Here is a 17,908-nt window from a genome sequence, read left to right as displayed (position 1 = left end):
ATTGGCACGACAGACTTAGGGCAACTCAGATGGAATTCGGTCTTTGGCAGGTTTGGGAAGCGGGTTGGGTGACCGCCATCCTGCGTGGCGCGTCGATCACAATCCTTGTGGGTTTCGTCAGTATGGCGGCCGGTCTGGTGATCGGCATCGTCTGCGGGCTGATCAAATGGGCCCGAATATTTCCGCTTTCGCTGCTCGTTGATGCCTATACCTCGCTGGTGCGCGGGGTGCCCGAACTTCTCATCATCTACCTCCTGTTTTTCAGCTCGGTTGAATTCGTAACCAAGGTCATGACCGCGTTCGGCTATGCCGGTGTCGCGGAGAGCGGCTATGCGTTCGTCATCGCGGTCATCGCCATCGGCGCGATCTCCGGCGCCTATTCGACCGAGGTCGTGCGCGGGGCTCTGGGCGCGATCCCCGATGGGCATATCGAGGCCGCTCGCGCCCTAGGACTGTCGGGCGCTCGGATCTTTCGCCGCATCATCGCCCCGCAGATGCTGCGCATCGCGGTTCCCGGCATCAACAATGTCTGGCAGACGACGATCAAGGACACCGCCTTGGTTTCTGTGGTCGGCCTTCAGGAGTTGATGCGCATTTCCTTCATCGGCGCGAACTCCACCCGCCACCCGTTCATCTTCTACCTGATTGCGGCGGTGGTTTATCTCGCCATCACGCTTGTAAGCCAGGCCGCCTTCGACGGGATCGAACGCCTGCTCAGGCTGCGGACGAGAAAAGCAGTATGATAGACCTCATTCAACTTGCGGTTCCCGTTCTGCTGAAGGGCCTGTGGGTCACGGCGGCGCTGACCCTCGTTTCGGTGGCGATCGGCTTCAATCTGGGCCTCGGTCTGGCGCTGATGCGGCTGTCGTCGAACCGGATGTTGTCAGGTTTCGCCAAATACTACAGCAATGTCTTTCGCGGGACTCCGCTGCTGGTGCAGATCTTCCTGTTCTACTACGGGCTTGGCCAGCTTTCGCTGATCAAGGACAATGCGGCTTTGTGGTGGCTGATCAGCGACGGCGCACGCTGTGCCGTGCTGGCGCTTGCATTGAATACGGCCGCCTACACGTCAGAAATCCTGCGCGGCGGATTGATGTCGGTTCCGGTCGGTCTTGTCGAAGCGGCCCAGGCGTGCGGCATGTCGCGCATGCTGCGGTTCCGCCGCATTGAGTTCCCGCTCGCCATCCGCCAGGCACTGCCGGCCTATGGCAACGAGCTGATCCTTGTCGTCAAAGGCACCAGCCTCGCCTCGACGATCACGGTGCTCGAAATCACCGGCTACGCCAAGCGGCTCATGAGCCAGACTTTCGCGATCTTCGAGATATTCGCCATTGCCGGGGTGCTCTACCTGGTGATCAACCTGCTGCTGATCGCGATTATCCGTTCCATAGAGCGCCTTCTAATGAGGCATGAGTCCTCCTCTAGCCAGAAATCGACCGCACTCAAATCGATCTGACGTGGTTTCATGACGCGTCTGGTGCTCGTTCTTCGCGATCAGGCCGCCTTCGTCAACCTTGGCGGGCAAGCATGGCGGATCGGCCACCATAGCTGTGGCGCTGACAGCTATATTAGGCGCTTCTTCTTTCGCACTGCCGACCATTGGGCGAGCGTGGCGAGTCAAAGACCCACGCAAGAACTATGAGAGCCTCAGCAGATTCCACCGACCCTCGGATCGGTATGCGCAATGGTTTCGTGCGCATCTCATCAGGGGCGAACCAGTGCCGATGATATCGATGGCGCCGAACACAGCTGTTTCAATAGGTTAGTGGTTTGGGGTACCGGGAGAGCGCTACCGCCTTCCCCACACTCGAGCCGTCCATTCCGGCTTCGCTGCTACCGCTGAGCACCTAGCCTGGCCACTTCGATGGTTGAAGGTCCCTGGCTGGCGCGTGCGGCAAAGGTCGGCAACGAGTGCAAAGACAGATTTTGAACCCGACATCCCTGGCTCATCTCGTCGGGCGGAAGGGCTTTGCCAGCGAGGCCGGGAAATGCAGGGCCAGCATCTGACGGTTCCTGGAGATCAGCACAAGGACCATGATGGTCGCCAGATAAGGCAGGGCCGACAACAGTTCGGACGGTACCTCCAGCCCCAGCGCCTGTCCTTGCAGCTGAAGGATCGTCATGCCGCCGAACAGCCAGGCGCCAAGCAGGATGCGCAGCGGCCGCCAGGTGGCGAAGACCACCAGCGCCAGCGCGATCCAGCCCTTGCCGGCGGTCATGTTCTCGACCCATAGCGGCGTATAGGCAACCGACAAATAGGCGCCTGCCAGACCCGCCATCAGCCCGCCGAACAGCACGGCCATGTAGCGGATCCTGATCACGGGGTAGCCGATCGCATGCGATGTCTGCGGCGACTCGCCAATCGTGCGCAGAACCAGGCCGGCTTTGGTCCGGTAGAGGAACCAGCTTATAGCGCCGAACATCAGCAGGGCCAGATAGACCATCGGATCAAAGCGGAACAGCAGCGGGCCGATCAGCGGCAAATCGGACAGCATAGGGATGTCGACGCGGTGCAGCGCCTCGATCGGTTCGCTGCCGAAGCCGCGCCCAAGGAAGGCCGAGACGCCCGAGCCGAAGATCGCCAGCGCCAGGCCGGCGGCATATTGATTGGTCAGGAAAGTCAGCGCCAGGACGCCGAACAGCAGCGAGGCGGCAGCACCGGCCAGCGCGCCGGCCAGGATCGCGGCAGGCATGGAATAGCCCGCGGTGACCGCCCAGAAAGCAAGGGCAGCGCCCATCAGCATCATGCCTTCGATACCGAGATTGAGAACGCCGGATTTCTCGACCACGAGTTCGCCGAGCGCGGCGAAGATCAGCGGTGTGGCGGCGATGACGGTGCCGGTGAAAATGGCAATGAACAGATCCATCAGGCTGTCTCCCCTGTCCGAAAGCTGCTCATCGTGCCGTCTCTAGCGCATGCGTGTCCCGGACGGGTCTTACCAGGCGAACGCGATAGAAGATGAAGAGGTCTGCGGCGAGCAGGAAGAACAGCAGGATGCCCTGGAAGATGCGTGTCAGCGCTGACGGCAGGCCGAGCGTCATCTGCACACCTTCGCCGCCCAGGAAAAGCAGCGACATCAACAGCCCGCCAAGCACGATGCCGAAGGCGTTCAGCCGTCCGATGAAGGCAACGATGATGGCCGCGAAACCGTAGCCTGGCGAAATCTGCGGCGAAAGCTGCCCAAGCGGCCCTGCGGCCTCCGCCATGCCGGCGATGCCGGCCGCCGCACCCCCCGCCAGCATTCCGATCCACACCGCCGCCGATTCGCCGAAGCCGGCATAGCGGGCGGCCAGCGGTGCGGCCCCGCTTACCGACATCTTGTAGCCGAGAAAGCTGCGGTCGGTGAACAGCCACATCAGAATACGGCGACGACGGTGATGAAGATCGAGGAATTAAGCCGGTAGGCCGGGTCGAAGGACCCAAACAGCGCCGCCGTCGGGAGAAGCGCGGTCTGCGGGTAGTTGAAGCCGGCCGGATCGCGCCAGGGTCCATGCACGAGATAGGACAGGAACAGCGTGGCGATATAGGTCATCATCAGCGTGACGAGGATTTCGTTGGTGTTCATGCGGGCGCGCAGGAAAGCGGGGATCGCCGCCCAAGCCATGCCGGCGCCCATGCCGGCGAGAAACATCAGCGGCAACAGAAGCACGCTTTCGGGGTCCGGCCAGAAAAGCCCGCGGGGCGCCGTGCGGTTGTGTTTGCCGATTAAGAAGCGATGGTGGTATCGACCATCAAGTTGGGCACACCGGCAAATGCCGCATCTTGCAACATTGCCGGGGCTTGGCCAAGGTGGAGCATGTCTGAATCGCAACCTGCTGTCAGCCGAGTCTTTGCGCCCCGTCGCCATGCTGAGATCCTGAAACGCGTTCGCGCCCAGGGATCAGTCAGCATTGCTGAACTCGCCGGCTTCTTCGATGTCTCGCGCGAAACCATCCGTCGTGATCTGAAGCTGCTGTCGGATCAGGGACAACTCGACATTGTGCACGGTGGTGCTGCCCGCTTTGAACCGAGCGAACCGGCGATGAGCTTGCGCAGCCAGGAAAACGCTCATGGCAAGGCGGCGATCGGCAAGGCGGCCGTCGGATTGATCAGGAATGGCATGGTGGTCTTTCTCGATTCCGGCACCACCACCTTGGCCGTCGCGCAGGCCATGATCAAGTTGCGCGATCTTACCATCTGCACGGCAAGCCTGAAGATAGCGCTGCATCTGTGCCATGTCCCGGGCATGCGCGTGCATATGCTGGGCGGCGAAATCGATCCGGGCGAGGAGGCGGCTTCCGGCATCGACACACTCGATGCAATGGGCCGCTTTCGCGTCGACATCGCCTTTCTCGGTGGCGGCGCCCTGTCGCCGGAAGGCGACGTGACGGACTTCACCCGTGCCGGCGCCGAGCAGCGCGGCCGTATGATCGCGCTCGCCGGCAAGGCTTATTTCGTGCTCGATAGCAGCAAGTTCGGCAAGCTGACACCGCTCAGGATTCCGAATTTCGAACGGGCTGCCGGCGTTATCGTCGACGCCAATCCCGGACCAACGCTTGCGGAGGCGCTTTCGCGAAAGGGGCCAGAGCTCCTCGTTGCTTGATGTGATATTTTGTGACTTTTTGAGTTGATATTTGGTTTCTCTGTGTTAGTGTCCCGACCATCCCTCCAATGGCGGAACGCTCATGGCAAATGAATTTCCCACCCACGCTCGCGTTGTCATCGTCGGTGGCGGCATCATTGGCTGCTCGGTCGCCTATCATCTGACAAAATTCGGCTGGACCGATGTTGTCCTGCTTGAGCAGGGACAACTCAGCGGCGGCACCACCTGGCATGCCGCCGGTCTTGTCGGTCAGTTGCGCAGCCATTCGAACATGACCAGCCTGATCAGATACTCCACCCAGCTTTACAGCGAGTTGGAGGCCGAAACCGGCCTTGCCACCGGCTGGAAGAATTGCGGCTCGCTGTCTGTTGCGCGCACCGCTGATCGCATGACGGTGCTGAAGCGCACGGCCGCGTCGGCGCGTGCTCAGGGCGTGGAGATCGACGTCATCTCGCCCCGGGAGGCTGCAGATCTCTGGCCGGTGATGGCGACGGACGATCTCGTCGGCGCCGTCTGGCTGCCGGGAGACGGCAAGGCCAATCCCACAGACTTGACGCAATCTCTGGCCAAGGGCGCGCGCAACCGCGGCGCTAGGATATTCGAGCGGGTGAAGGTCACCGGCATCACGGTGAAAAACGGCGTCGCCTGCGGCGTCGAAACGGAGCGCGGCGACATCGCCACCGAGATCGTCGTCAACTGCGCCGGCCAATGGGGGCGCAACGTGGGTTTGATGTGCGGCGTCTCGGTGCCGCTGCATTCGGCCGAGCATATGTACATCGTCACCGGCAGGATCGAGGGCGTGCACCCGGACCTGCCTGTGATGCGCGACCCTGACGGCTTCATCTACTTCAAGGAAGAGGTCGGCGGCCTGGTGATGGGCGGCTTCGAGCCGCATGCCAAGCCGTGGGGCATGAATGGAATCCCTGAAAATTTCGAGTTCGCGCTGTTGCCCGACGATTGGGACCAGTTCGAAATCCTAATGGAAAACGCGCTGGTCCGCGTGCCGCAGCTGGCGCATGCCGAGGTCAAGAAATTCTACAACGGTCCCGAAAGCTTCACGCCGGACAACAATTTCATCCTCGGCGAAGCACCGGAACTGAAGAATTTCTATGTCGGCGCTGGCTTCAATTCGATGGGCATCGCCAGTGCCGGCGGCGCGGGCAGGGCACTGGCCGAATGGATCGTCAACAGCGCACCGACCATGGATCTGTGGCCGGTCGACATCAGGCGCTTCGCCTCGTTCAACAACAACCCGCGCTGGCTGCATGACCGGGTCAAGGAGACGCTCGGCCTGCACTACGCCATGCCATGGCCGAACCGGGAACTCGACACCGCGCGGCCGTTCCGCCGCTCGCCGCTCTATGACCGGCTGGCCGCCAGGGGCGCCTGCTTCGGCTCCAAGATGGGCTGGGAGCGCGCCAACTGGTTCGCCGCACCGGGAGAGAAGCCCGAGAATGACTATGCCTTCGGCCACCAGAATTGGCACGAGGCGGTCCGCCGCGAGATGAAGGCGACGCGCGAGGCTGTCGCCATCTTCGACCAGACGTCTTTCGCAAAACTGCTTGTCCAGGGCCGCGACGCTTGCGCCGTGCTGGACCGGATCTGCGCCGGCAATGTCGATGTACCTATAGGCACGTCGGTCTACACGGGTGTGCTCAACGCGCGTGGCGGCTATGAAAGCGATCTCACCGTGATGCGGCTGGGCGCGGAAAAATTCCTCATCGTCACAGGGTCCGCGCAAGCGGTCCACGACGCCGACTGGATCATCAAGAACATTCCGGCCGATGCGCATGCGATCCTGACTGACGTCACCTCCGCCTACGCCGTGCTGGCCGTGATGGGGCCACGCTCGCGCGATCTCCTCGCCAGACTGTCGTCGGCCGATCTCTCCAACGCGGGCTTTCCCTTCGCCACCATCCGCGAGATCGATATCGGCCATGCCACCGCCTATGCCAACCGCATGACCTATGTCGGAGAGCTCGGCTGGGAGCTGATCGTGCCGACCGAATTTGCCGTCGGCGTCTACGAGGCGCTGCATGATGCCGGCCGCGAATTCGGAGTGCTGGACGCCGGCTACTATGCGCTCGACGCCTTGCGCATCGAAAAGGGTTTTCGCGCCTGGGGTCGTGAATTGACCCCTGACATCAACCCTTGGCAGGCCGGGCTCGGCTTTGCCGTAGCCATGGACAAACCGGGCGGCTTCATCGGCCACGAGGCGTTGGTCAAGGCAAAGTCATCGGCGGCACCAGTAAAGCGCGTCGTGCTGTTCACTCTCGACGATGCCGAACCGATGCTGTGGGGCGGTGAACTGATCCTGCGCGACGGCAAACCGGTGGGCGAAGTCCGCTCGGCTGCCTACGGCCACACGCTTGGCCGCTCGGTAGCGCTCGGACTGATCGAGAATGAAGCTGGCGTCGATGCCGCGTTCGTCACCGGCGGACGTTTCGAGATCGACCTTGCCGGCGTGCGCCATACTGCCACGGCGCAACTGCGCAGTCCCTACGATCCAAAGTCGGAGCGGGTGAAGGCGGATGTGGTGGAGGTGAAAGCTGCAGCTTAATCCACCGACATGGAACGCGCCATGTCGAGAAAAGCGCGCACGAGCTTGCCGCCGCTGCGTTCGCGCAGGCAGATCAGCGCTTCGTCCATCAAAGTCTCGGGGGCGTCGATGGTAATCGCCACCAGCCGCGAATCCTGGCCGAACTCGGCCGCCGAGACAAAGCCGATGCCGGCGCCCGAGGCGACGATTTCGCGGACCGCCTCGCGGCCTTCGGCCTCGATCACGGGTCTCAATTCGATCTTCGACACCGCGGCGAGTTCTTCGAGCTTCTGACGCGTCTTCGAGCCGCGCTCGCGCATCACCAGCGATTCCAGCGCGAGTTGCTTGAGGGTCAGCGATTTCCTACCCGCCAGCGGATGATCGATGGAGGCGAAAGCGATGATCGGCGTGGAGTTGAGCTTCAGCACTTCGAAGTCGCGCCCCGTAGGCACTTCGCCCAGCACGCCGATGTCGGCATCGTAGCTGTAGAGGCTGCTGATCACCGTCTCGGTGTTGCCGGCGCGCACCGAAACCTGGACACCGGGATAGCGCGCCCGGAAGCTGCCGAGGATATGAAGAAGATGATGCGCTGCATCGGCCACGATGCGCAGCGTGCCGGCGCGCAGGGCGCGCGATTCCGTCAACAGTTCGAGTGCCTGTTGCTCGGTGTCGAACATGCGGTGGGTTATTTCGAGCAGCTTCTGGCCCGAATGGGTCAGCGTGACCTGCTTCTTGTTCCGGTTGAAGAGCAGGACGTCATACTCTTCCTCGAGCTTGCGCACCTGGTCCGAGATGGCCGGCTGGGTCAGGAACAGCGCTTCCGCAGCGCGTGAAAAACCGCCTGAAATCGCCACCTGATGAAAGGCCCGCAACTGGACGTAGCGCATCTTTTCCGCCCTTCGAGATCCCGGAAGCCTATCATAAGCCACATTAATTGAAAAATAGAAATGAACGATTTGACTTATGTTCAGCCAAATCTAGCCTGAGTGAGGGTCGACGTCTTTGCCGGCCACGGACACCCGGAGGCGTAACCATGCAATTTTCCATCATCCTGCTGCATTTGGCGGGTGCTGTCATGCTGCTGCTTTGGGCCGTGCGCATGGTGCGCACGGGCGTCGAGCGGGCCTGCGGGCCTGCATTGCGCGATGCCCTGCGACAGGCTCGCGATGCGCGGGTCAGGTCGGCGGGGATTGGCATCGTGCTTGCCGTCCTGCTGCAGAGTTCCACCGCCGTCGCCGTGCTGGCGGCAGGGTTTGTCGCCAGCGGCATGGTGTCGGTGACCGCCGGGCTGGCGATCCTGCTTGGCGCCGACCTTGGTTCGGCGTTGGTCGTGCAGGTGCTGTCGTTCGACCTCAGCTGGTTGATACCGGCGCTAATCCTGGTCGGCGGCGCGATGTTCCTGAAGTTCGAGGCACGCAGCATCAAGCAAGGCGGACGCATCATGATGGGCATCGCCTTCGTGCTGTTGTCGCTGCACATGATCGGCGAGGCGACCGTGCCGATGCGGCAGAGCACATTGCTGCCCCTGGTGATCTCTTATCTGCGCGCCGACTATTTCACCGCCTTTGCCGCTGCCGCGCTGTTCACGTGGTTGATCCACTCCAGCGTGGCGGCAATCCTGCTGTTCGTCACGCTCGCCGCGCAGGGAGTCTTGCCAGTCGAGGTCGGTCTTTTCTTCATCCTCGGCGCCAATTGCGGCGGCGCGCTGATCGCCGTGTGGCTCACGCGAGGCGAGGCCGTCGAGGCGCGCCGCGTCCCGCTCGGCAATCTGATCTTCCGTGGCGCGGCAGCACTTGCCGCCCTGTTTGCGCTTCAGGCGGTGGTGTTTCCGACCCATCTGTTTGGTTCGACCGAAGGCCGGCAACTGGTCAATTTGCATCTCGCTTTCAATCTGGCACTCGTCGCCTGCTGCCTGCCTTTCACCGGCATGATGGAAAGGCTGGTGACCTTGCTGATCGCCGACAGACCGCCGGCAAAGGCACGCGCGGACCTCATGTCGCGCCGCAGCAGCGCGCTTGATCGTACCGTCATGCGCACGCCAGGTCTCGCGCTGGCCAGTGCCACCCGCGAGTTGCTGCGCATGGGCGAGGTCGTCGAGGTGATGCTGCGTCCGGTGATGGATTTCTTCGACGCCGGCACCGCCGATCAGATCCGCCAAGCGCAGAAGCTCGATGACGAGGTCAACCGCGCCCATACCGAGATCAAGCTCTACATCGCCGAGGTCAATCGCGGCAGCATGACCGCGACCGAAGCCCAGCGCGGTATCGAACTCACCGATTTCGCCATCAATCTCGAACGCGCCGGCGACATCGTCGCCAAGAACCTGCTCGTGCTCGCCCGGGAATTGCGCGACAAGAACCTGCGCTTTTCACGCGATGGCTGGAGCGAACTGTCCGGGCTTCATAACCGTGTCATGGCTAACATGCAGCTTGCGCTCAACGTGCTGGTGTCGAGCGATCTCGACTCGGCGCGGCAACTCGTCGTCGAGAAGGAGCGGATGCGCAAGCTGGAACGCATGAGCCATGATCGTCACCTGAAGCGCCTGCAATCGGGAATGCCGCAGAGCATCGACACCAGCGACATCCATCTCGAGGCGGTCGGGGCATTGAAGGAAATCAACTCGCTGATGGCGTCGGTCGCCTATCCCCTGCTGACGCAAAGCGGCGATCTGCTCGAAAGCCGGCTGGCGAAGGGCGGCGGGGTTGCGGATGAGATAGCTTCCGCGGTGACATGACAAGGCGGAACTGCTCGATGAAGCCGGCAAACTTATCCATCGTCCAAATCGATACATCGATACAAAATAACGATTTTACAAATATGTCATTCAGGCCGAAACTTAGGCCATATCAAAAAGCAGCGATCTGTCGGAGGACACCATGCTCGCCGAGACCAAATTTGCCGCCGAGCCGCTGGCCAGTCCGGCACTGGGCGAGCCCTATCTTCTGACCCCAGGCCCCCTGACCACGGCCTATTCGGTCAAGCAGGCCATGCTGCGCGACTGGGGATCATGGGACGGCGATTTTCGCGGCATGACCGCCGATATGCGCCGCCGCCTGCTGGCGCTGACCGGCGACACGACTGGCGATTTCGATTGCGTGCCGATGCAAGGCAGCGGCTCCTTTTGCGTCGAGGCGATGCTGGGTTCGTTCGTGCCCAGGGATGGCAAGGTGCTGGTCCTGGCCAACGGTGCCTACGGCCTGCGTGCCGCGCAGACCATGCAGTATCTTGGTCGCGCCTATATGCTGATCGACAAGGGCGACTATCTGCCGCCGCGCGGTGACGAGGTGGCGGCGGCTCTCGAGGCCGACCCGGCGATCACGCATGTCATCGCCATCCATTGCGAGACCAGTTCGGGCATCCTCAATCCGGTCGCCGAGATCGCCGAAGCCGTCCACGCCAAGGGCCGCAAGCTGCTCGTCGATTCCATGAGCGCCTTCGGCGCCGTCGCGCTTGATGTCAACGATATCCGCTACGAGGCGATGGTCTCCTCCGCCAACAAATGCATCGAGGGCGTGCCGGGCTTTGGCTTCATCATCGCCCGCAAGAGCGAATTGGAGGCCGCCAGGGGCCGCAGCCACTCGCTGTCGCTCGATGTCCATGCCCAGTGGGCGCACATGAACAAGACCGGCCAGTGGCGTTACACGCCGCCGACACATGTCGTTGCTGCCTTCCTCGAAGCGCTGCGCCAGCACGAGGCCGAGGGCGGCGTCGCCGGCCGAGGTGCTCGCTACACCAGGAACCGCGACGTGATGGTGGCCGGCATGCGCGATCTTGGCTTCGAGACCTTGTTGAAAGACCGCTGGCTGTCGCCGATCATCGTCACCTTCTTCAACCCGGCCCATGCCAATTTCGCCTTCGACCGCTTCTACGAGCTGATGAAGGACAAGGGCTTCATCATCTATCCGGGCAAGCTGACCGCCGTGGACTCCTTCCGCGTCGGCTGCATCGGCCAGATGGACGAACATGTCATGCGCCGCGTCGTCGGGGCGGCGGCGCAGTCACTGAAGGAAATGGGCGTAGACACGGCTGCCCCACCCGCCGCTGCAATCGCCGAGCGCGCCAAACTCGCCGCCTGAAGCGGCACTATTCAAGGGATTTTCGATGAACCAGATGTCTCCGATCAATGTCGCGGTCAACGGCCGCACCTACGCCTGGCCGCGTGTGCCGGCCATCGCCATCTGCCTTGACGGCTGCGAGCCGGCCTATCTCGACGAAGCTATTCATGCCGGGCTGATGCCGGCTCTGGTCAGGATCAAGGAAAAGGGCACGGTGCGCTTCGCCCACTCGGTCATTCCGAGCTTCACCAACCCCAACAATCTGTCGATCGCCACCGGTCGGCCGCCTTCAGTGCACGGCATCTGCGGCAACTATCTTTACGAGCGCGAGACCGGCAAGGAAGTGATGATGAACGACCCGCGCTTCCTGCGCGCGCCGACGATCTTCCAGGCTTTCTATGATGCCGGCGCCAAGGTCGCGGTGGTCACCGCCAAGGACAAGCTGCGCGCCTTGCTCGGCAAGGGATTGGCCTTCGACGAAGGCCGCGCGCTGTGTTTCTCGGCGGAAAAGTCGGACACCACGACTGTCGCAGAACACGGCATCGACAATGCCTCGAAGCACTTTGGCCTGCCGGTGCCCGAGGTCTATTCGGCCGAGCTGTCGGAATTCGTATTCGCCGCTGGCGTCCAGTTGCTGAAGGAGTTCCGCCCCGACATCATGTACCTGACGACGACAGACTATGTGCAGCACAAATACGCGCCTGGCGTGCCGCAGGCCAACGCCTTCTATGAAATGTTCGACAAGTACCTGACCGAACTCGATGCGCTGGGCGCGGCGATCGTCGTCACCGCCGACCATGGCATGAAGCCCAAGCACAAGGCCGACGGTTCGCCCGACGTCGTCTATGTCCAGGACCTTTTGGACGAGTGGTTGGGCAAGGACGCCGCCAGAGTCATCCTGCCGATCACCGACCCCTATGTTGTGCACCACGGCGCCCTCGGCTCGTTTGCCACCGCCTATCTTCCTGATGGCGCCGACCGGGCCGGCATCATGGCGCGGCTGGCCAAGATCGATGGCATTATGCTGGTCGTCGACAGCCCGACGGCTTGCGAGCGTTTCGAGCTACCGGCCGACCGCATCGGTGACATCGTGCTGATCTCGACGGAGAACAAGACCATTGGCACCAGCGAACACCGACATGATCTGGCGGCGCTCAACGAACCGCTGCGCTCGCATGGCGGGCTGACCGAGCAGGAGGTGCCGTTCATCGTCAACCGCGTGCTGCTGGATTTGCCGAACGAGCCGACGCTGCGCAATTTCGACGCGTTCCTCTACGCAACGATGGCAGCGGCGCAGGCTTGATGTCGAGCGCGATTGTCGACCCCCACTCCGCCGAGCTTCGCTCGGCACCTCTCCCCCGATCGACGGGGGAGAGGAAGGGCGCGCGGGTTGCCGATCTTGGCTTCCTTCCTCTCCCTCCGGAGAGGGAAGAGGTGGCGCCGCGCAGCGGCGACGGAGTGGGGGAAGCATCGCCAAGACGCGATGGTCGCGCCGACAAAAGTTCGATGTGGCTCACTAAGCACCGGGAAGACTCACATGACCAAGCTTGACCCTGCCATCAAAGTTCGTCATGAGCCGATGCGTATCGCCGGCAAGAAGGTCGATGCCGACGGCGTCGTCGAGGTGCGCTACCCCTGGAACGATACCGTTATCGGCACCGTGCCGGCGGGCCGCGCCGAGCATGCCCGCAAGGCGTTCGACATCGCCGCCGGCTATAAGTCGAAGCTGACGCGTTATGAGCGCCAGCAGATCCTGTTTCGCACTGCGCAAGCGCTGGCGTCGCGCCGGGAAGAGATCTCCGATCTGATCACGCTCGAACTCGGCATCTCCAAGACGGATTCGCTCTATGAAGTCGGCCGGGCCTATGACGTGTTCACGCTGTCGGCGCAGATGTGCATCCAGGATGATGGCCAGATTTTCTCCTGCGATCTCACACCGCATGGCAAGGCGCGCAAGATCTTCACCACCCGCGAGCCGCTGAGGGCGATCTCCGCGATCACGCCGTTCAACCATCCGCTCAACATGGTTTCGCACAAGGTGGCGCCGGCGATCGCCACCAACAATTGCGTGGTGGTGAAGCCGACCGAACTGACGCCGATGACTGCGCTGCTGCTGGCCGACATTCTTTATGAAGCCGGCCTGCCGCCGGAAATGCTTTCGGTGGTGACCGGCTGGCCGGTCGACATCGGCAACGAGATGATCACCAACGAGAATATCGACTTGATCACCTTCACCGGCGGCGTGCCGGTCGGCAAGATGATCGCCCGCACCGCCGGCTACAGGCGCCAGGTGCTGGAACTCGGCGGCAACGATCCGCTGATCATCCTCAACGATCTCTCCGATGACGATCTAGCCAAGGCCGCCGATCTCGCCGTCGCCGGTGCGACGAAGAATTCCGGCCAGCGCTGCACGGCGGTCAAGCGCATTCTCGTTCAGCAAAGCGTCGCCGACCGTTTCGTGCCGCTGGTGCTGGAGCGGGCGAAGAAGATCCGCTTCGGCGATCCGATGGACCGTTCGACCGATCTTGGCACCGTAGTCCACGAGAAGGCGGCGGCGTTGTTCGAAGCCCGCGTCCACATGGCCGCCGAGCAAGGTGCCGAGATCCTCTACAATCCCGGTCGCCAGGGTGCGCTGCTGCCGCCGATCGTCGTCGATCGCGTACCGCATAAGTCGGAACTGGTGATGGAAGAAACGTTTGGGCCGATCATCCCGATCGTGCGCGCGCCTGACAATGACGAGGCACTCATTGCGCTCTCCAACTCGACCGCCTTCGGCCTGTCATCGGGTGTCTGCACCAACTCGTTTCCACGCATGCAGAAATACATCGCCGGTCTGCAGGTCGGCACGGTCAATATCTGGGAAGTGCCGGGCTACCGCATCGAGATGTCGCCCTTTGGCGGCATCAAGGATTCAGGCAATGGCTACAAGGAAGGCGTCATCGAGGCGATGAAGAGCTATACCAATGTGAAGACGTTTTCGCTGCCCTGGTCCTGACCGGATCACACTGACTGGCAGGACAAAACGAGGGGGCGTTCCACGCTCCCTCATTCGCGTTTCGGAGAGCGTTATGGCCGCAATATCTGAGCTTGTGCATACCGAGGGTGATTCCAACACCACGGCGGCGCGCGGCCGCTGGGACGCCGGCCAGGATGATCTGCGTATCCGCGGCCTGCTCGACCGCGACGCTGCCGCCTTCATGCACCAGAGCCTGTCCAGTCCCTGCCTGTCGACGATCGCCAAAGCGGAAGGCATCTGGATCGAGGATACGGCCGGCCGGCGCTTCATGGATTTCCATGGCAACAGCGTGCATCATCTCGGCTACGGCCATCCGAGGCTGGTGGCCGCTATCAAGAAGCAGCTTGATGATCTCTGCTTCGCACCGCGCCGCTTCACCTGCGAGCCCGCTGTCGAGCTGGCCGAAAAGCTCGCGGAACTTGCTCCCGGCGATCTCGGCAAGGTGCTGTTCACGACAGGCGGCTCGGATGCCATCGAAGTGGCGCTGAAGATCGCGCGTGCCGCGACAGGCCGCTTCAAGACGGTGTCGTTCTGGGATGCGTTTCACGGCGCCGGTTTCGGCGCGGCAAGTGTCGGCGGCGAAGCGACTTTCCGTTCGCACATCGCCGGCCCGATGATGACCGGCACCGAGCATGTCGCGCCCTGGGACGGCTATCGCTGTCCCTACGGCCACGATTCGCTGGAAGCGTCGGGGACCGCCTGCGCCAACATGATTGCCTATGTGCTCGGCCGCGAGCAGGATGTGGCGGCGGTCGTCGCCGAGCCGATGCGGGCGACGCCCAATCCGCCGCCGCCCGGCTTCTGGAAGCGGGTGCGCGAAGCCTGCGACCGGCGCGGCACGCTGCTGATCTTCGACGAGATCCCGACCGGCCTCGGCAAGACCGGCAAATTCTTCGCGCACGAGCATGATGGCGTGACGCCCGACATCGTCGTGCTCGGCAAATCGCTGGGCGGCGGCATCCTGCCGATCGCCGCCGTCATTGCGCGGCGCGACCTCGACGTCACCGGCGGCTTCGCCATCGGTCACTACACCCACGAAAAGAACCCGGTGACGACGCGCGCCGCGCTGACCACGATCGACATCATCCTTGAGGAAGGGCTGGTCGAGCGCGCGGCCGAGCTTGGCCAACATATGTTGGGACGCATGCAAGACCTGATGGCTCGCTCGGCCCATGTCGGCGATGTCAGGGGCAGGGGGCTGATGGTCGGCGTCGAACTGGTCGAGGATCGGGCCACGCGGCAGCCGGCGCGCGCGCTTGCCGAACGGGTCTTCTATGCCTGCCTGGAGCAGGGCCTGAGCTTCAAGATCAGCCAGGGTAACGTGCTGACGCTGTCGCCGCCGCTGGTCATTTCGAAGAGTGATCTCGACCGGGCGCTCGACATTGTCGAGCGCGCCGTGCTGGCGGCCTGATCATGAAGGCCGTGCGCACCGATCGGGAACTCGAATGCCCCGGGATTGACGCCGGTTTGCGGGCGCGCGGCGTGGAACTCGCGACACTGCCTGACGGCATTCCCGAAGACGATCTCATCGAGGCCGTCGCTGACACCGATCTTCTGCTCATGTGCTACACGCCGATTACGGCGCGGGTGATCGACGCCGCACCGAAATTGAAGGGCATCGTCAAATATGGCGTCGGCGTCGATGCCATCGACATCCCCGCCGCGATCCGGCGCGGCATTCCCGTCGTCAATGTGCCCGAATATGCCGAGGAGACCGTCGCCGAAGGCGCCTTCGCCCTGATGATCGCGCTTGCCAAGCGGCTGCCGGCCATCACGGCGGCAGTGTCGCGCGACGGCTGGGTCTGGCCCACGCAACACTGGCTCGGGCGTGACATTTCCGGCGCCACGCTGGGGCTCGTCGGCTGCGGCAAGATCGGCCGCAGCATGGCACGCATGGCAGGCCAAGGGTTTCGCGCCCGTGTGCTCGGCTTCGATCCCGGTGTCGATGCCGCAAGCATGCATGCCGCCGGCATCGAGAAGGTCGACGACCTCAAGACGATGCTTCGCGTCTGCGATTTTGTCTCGATCCATTGCGTGTTGAACGACAAGACGCGCGGCCTGATCGGCAAGGCGGAACTCGCCTGCCTGAAGCCTTCCGCCATCATCGTCAATGTCTCGCGCGGTGCACTCATCGATGAGGCGGCGCTTGTCGAGGCTGTCGTCGCCGGGCGCATCGGCGGCGCCGGGCTCGACGTCTATTCGGTGGAGCCGCTCTCCAGGTCGGCCCATCCGATGCGTGCGCTGTTCGATCGCGACAACGTGATCCTGTTTCCGCATCTCACTTTCTTCACGCACGAAGCAATGCGCCGGCTTGAGGAGGACACGCTCGCGCGTTGTTTCGAGATCATCGAGGGCCGGCCAGTGACCATCCGCTCCCATGACCCGCGTTTGCGGGCGCAGACGGCTGGCGTTCTGTTCAGCGGATAAAACATATATTTCAATAGGATAGATGCCCTGTGCGTGGGCGCGATCGCGCCCGCGACAGGGATGCGACAGTTCCATGACAACTATCAGTAGAAGCTCGTCTGTCATAAAATAAATAGATTTTACTTATCGATTGCCGATCCCCAAAGTTGTCACAACGACGACATCCAATCGGCTCAACGTCCGCCAGAGATATGAAGCCGATCGGTCCTAGTGCATCGCAGAATGTGCCATCAATCAAAGGGGAACTGATCCATGAAATCGCGAAACGCAACCATCGCAATGACCTTCGCCGCGTCGCTTCTGGCGTCGTCGGCTCTCGTCGCACCGGCGTTCGCCGACGGCGTCGTCACTATCTATTCCGCCGACGGCCTGCATGATGGCAATGACAGCTGGTATGAGACCGAATTCGCTGCCTTTACCAAGGCCACCGGCATCACCGTGCAGTATATCGAGGCCGGTTCGGGCGGCGTCGTCGAGCGCGTCGCCAAGGAAAAGTCGAACCCGCAGGCCGATGTGCTGGTGACCTTGCCGCCCTTCGTCCAGCGCGCTGCCGCCGACGGCCTGCTGCAGGATTACAAGCCGCAAGGCGCCGACCAGATCGACGGCGGCACCGACAAGTACCGGCCGCTGGTCAACAACTACATGAACTTCATCTACAACAGCGCCGTGCTGTCGGAAGCGCCGAAGAGCTACAACGACCTGCTCGATCCGAAATTCAAGGGCAAAATCCAGTATTCGACGCCCGGCCAGGCCGGCGACGGCACCGCCGTGATGCTGCAGATCATTCACGCCTTCGGCGGTGAGGATGCGGGCTTCGCGTTCATGAAGAAGCTTCAGGAAAACAATGTCGGCCCGTCCGCCTCGACCGGCAAGCTGACCGCGCTCGTCAACAAGGGCGAATTGCACGTCGCCAATGGCGACCTGCAGATGAACATGTCGCAGATGGCAGACAATCCGAACATCAAGGTGTTCTGGCCCGCAGGGCCGGACGGCACCCGTTCGACCTTCGCGCTGCCCTATGAGATCGGCCTGGTGACCGGCGCTCCCAACGGCGACAACGGCAAGAAGCTGATCGACTTCCTGCTCTCCAAGGATGCGCAGTCGACGGTGAGCTCCATTGCTATCGGCCTGCCGGCCCGCAAGGACGTGACGCCGAACGACGCCAACTTCGCGAAATTGCAGGACGCGATGAAGGGCCTGACCATCTGGTCGCCGAACTGGGATGACGCGCTGGCCAAGCTTCCCGACTACGTCAAGAAGTGGAACGAAGCGACCGGAAGTTGATCCC

Annotated in this window: 13 protein-coding genes and 1 pseudogene; 11 read left to right on the top strand and 3 right to left on the bottom strand. The window is 62.5% G+C overall.

Annotated elements, in window-relative coordinates; all coding sequences use genetic code 11:
* The first annotated feature begins 29 nt into the window (after nt 1-29).
* Nucleotides 30-743, top strand: coding sequence for an ABC transporter permease subunit (locus FJ492_RS08440; protein WP_181166607.1), 714 nt, complete (start codon nt 30-32; stop codon nt 741-743).
* Nucleotides 740-1,456 (top strand): ABC transporter permease, encoded by a 717-nt coding sequence (locus FJ492_RS08435; RefSeq protein WP_140750493.1) that lies wholly within the window; start codon nt 740-742, stop codon nt 1,454-1,456. The genes FJ492_RS08440 and FJ492_RS08435 overlap by 4 nt, the downstream gene beginning before the upstream one ends.
* 490 nt (nt 1,457-1,946) lie before the next feature.
* Here the strand turns inward: FJ492_RS08435 and FJ492_RS08430 are convergent, their stop codons facing one another.
* A complete protein-coding gene (locus tag FJ492_RS08430; protein WP_140503840.1) occupies nt 1,947-2,867 on the bottom strand; it encodes an ABC transporter permease in 921 nt (306 codons plus the stop codon).
* Nucleotides 2,868-2,895: 28 nt separating this feature from the next.
* A pseudogene (locus FJ492_RS08425) lies at nt 2,896-3,677 on the bottom strand (ABC transporter permease); the annotation flags it as partial.
* 120 nt (nt 3,678-3,797) lie between these two features.
* On the opposite strand from FJ492_RS08425, the gene FJ492_RS08420 reads away from it, so the two are divergent.
* Together FJ492_RS08420 and FJ492_RS08415 are read left to right on the top strand one after the other, a co-directional pair.
* Entirely contained in the window at nt 3,798-4,583 is a 786-nt protein-coding gene (locus FJ492_RS08420; RefSeq protein ID WP_140769460.1) for a DeoR/GlpR family DNA-binding transcription regulator, read from the top strand.
* 82 nt (nt 4,584-4,665) lie between these two features.
* Complete coding sequence (locus FJ492_RS08415; protein WP_140769458.1) at nt 4,666-7,143, top strand: FAD-dependent oxidoreductase; 2,478 nt, start codon at nt 4,666-4,668, stop codon at nt 7,141-7,143.
* Here FJ492_RS08415 and FJ492_RS08410 read toward each other — a convergent pair.
* A complete protein-coding gene (locus FJ492_RS08410; RefSeq protein WP_140769456.1) occupies nt 7,140-8,009 on the bottom strand; it encodes a LysR substrate-binding domain-containing protein in 870 nt (289 codons plus the stop codon). The two genes, FJ492_RS08415 and FJ492_RS08410, sit on opposite strands and share 4 nt — an antisense overlap.
* Before the next feature lie 146 nt (nt 8,010-8,155).
* Between FJ492_RS08410 and FJ492_RS08405 the strand changes: the two genes are divergently transcribed.
* From FJ492_RS08405 to FJ492_RS08375, 7 genes are all read left to right on the top strand, one after another.
* On the top strand, nt 8,156-9,856 hold the full coding sequence (locus FJ492_RS08405; RefSeq protein WP_140769454.1) for a Na/Pi cotransporter family protein: 1,701 nt from the start codon (nt 8,156-8,158) through the stop codon (nt 9,854-9,856).
* Between the two features lie 142 nt (nt 9,857-9,998).
* Nucleotides 9,999-11,198, top strand: a complete 1,200-nt coding sequence (locus tag FJ492_RS08400) for a 2-aminoethylphosphonate--pyruvate transaminase (protein ID WP_140713226.1) — start codon at nt 9,999-10,001, stop codon at nt 11,196-11,198.
* A gap of 25 nt (nt 11,199-11,223) precedes the next feature.
* Entirely contained in the window at nt 11,224-12,480 is a 1,257-nt protein-coding gene (gene phnA / locus FJ492_RS08395; RefSeq protein WP_140713224.1) for a phosphonoacetate hydrolase, read from the top strand.
* A gap of 234 nt (nt 12,481-12,714) precedes the next feature.
* Nucleotides 12,715-14,172 (top strand): phosphonoacetaldehyde dehydrogenase, encoded by a 1,458-nt coding sequence (gene phnY, locus FJ492_RS08390; RefSeq protein WP_140503809.1) that lies wholly within the window; start codon nt 12,715-12,717, stop codon nt 14,170-14,172.
* Nucleotides 14,173-14,245: 73 nt separating this feature from the next.
* The gene (locus FJ492_RS08385; RefSeq protein WP_140769452.1) at nt 14,246-15,604 is read left to right on the top strand and encodes an aspartate aminotransferase family protein; all 1,359 of its coding nucleotides are present in this window, start codon (nt 14,246-14,248) and stop codon (nt 15,602-15,604) included.
* Between the two features lie 2 nt (nt 15,605-15,606).
* Nucleotides 15,607-16,620: an NAD(P)-dependent oxidoreductase gene (locus FJ492_RS08380; protein ID WP_140713219.1), complete on the top strand. Its 1,014-nt coding sequence runs from the start codon at nt 15,607-15,609 to the stop codon at nt 16,618-16,620.
* A gap of 252 nt (nt 16,621-16,872) precedes the next feature.
* On the top strand, nt 16,873-17,904 hold the full coding sequence (locus FJ492_RS08375; protein WP_140769450.1) for a 2-aminoethylphosphonate ABC transporter substrate-binding protein: 1,032 nt from the start codon (nt 16,873-16,875) through the stop codon (nt 17,902-17,904).
* The last annotated feature ends 4 nt before the right edge of the window (nt 17,905-17,908 follow it).

This window comes from Mesorhizobium sp. B2-5-4, from assembly GCF_006441095.1.
Taxonomy (GTDB): Bacteria; Pseudomonadota; Alphaproteobacteria; order Rhizobiales; family Rhizobiaceae; genus Mesorhizobium; species Mesorhizobium salmacidum.
Note: the sequence above shows the minus strand (reverse complement) of the source record. Positions and strands in the feature narration are given on the sequence as shown.

What these genes read in the sequence shown, in the direction of transcription:
- FJ492_RS08440 (WP_181166607.1), top strand. Translation starts at nt 30, where the DNA reads ATGGAATTCGGTCTTTGGCAGGTTTGGGAAGCGGGTTGGGTGACCGCC.
- FJ492_RS08435 (WP_140750493.1), top strand. Translation starts at nt 740, where the DNA reads ATGATAGACCTCATTCAACTTGCGGTTCCCGTTCTGCTGAAGGGCCTG.
- FJ492_RS08430 (WP_140503840.1), bottom strand. Translation starts at nt 2,867, where the DNA reads ATGGATCTGTTCATTGCCATTTTCACCGGCACCGTCATCGCCGCCACA.
- FJ492_RS08420 (WP_140769460.1), top strand. Translation starts at nt 3,798, where the DNA reads ATGTCTGAATCGCAACCTGCTGTCAGCCGAGTCTTTGCGCCCCGTCGC.
- FJ492_RS08415 (WP_140769458.1), top strand. Translation starts at nt 4,666, where the DNA reads ATGGCAAATGAATTTCCCACCCACGCTCGCGTTGTCATCGTCGGTGGC.
- FJ492_RS08410 (WP_140769456.1), bottom strand. Translation starts at nt 8,009, where the DNA reads ATGCGCTACGTCCAGTTGCGGGCCTTTCATCAGGTGGCGATTTCAGGC.
- FJ492_RS08405 (WP_140769454.1), top strand. Translation starts at nt 8,156, where the DNA reads ATGCAATTTTCCATCATCCTGCTGCATTTGGCGGGTGCTGTCATGCTG.
- FJ492_RS08400 (WP_140713226.1), top strand. Translation starts at nt 9,999, where the DNA reads ATGCTCGCCGAGACCAAATTTGCCGCCGAGCCGCTGGCCAGTCCGGCA.
- phnA (WP_140713224.1), top strand. Translation starts at nt 11,224, where the DNA reads ATGAACCAGATGTCTCCGATCAATGTCGCGGTCAACGGCCGCACCTAC.
- phnY (WP_140503809.1), top strand. Translation starts at nt 12,715, where the DNA reads ATGACCAAGCTTGACCCTGCCATCAAAGTTCGTCATGAGCCGATGCGT.
- FJ492_RS08385 (WP_140769452.1), top strand. Translation starts at nt 14,246, where the DNA reads ATGGCCGCAATATCTGAGCTTGTGCATACCGAGGGTGATTCCAACACC.
- FJ492_RS08380 (WP_140713219.1), top strand. Translation starts at nt 15,607, where the DNA reads ATGAAGGCCGTGCGCACCGATCGGGAACTCGAATGCCCCGGGATTGAC.
- FJ492_RS08375 (WP_140769450.1), top strand. Translation starts at nt 16,873, where the DNA reads ATGAAATCGCGAAACGCAACCATCGCAATGACCTTCGCCGCGTCGCTT.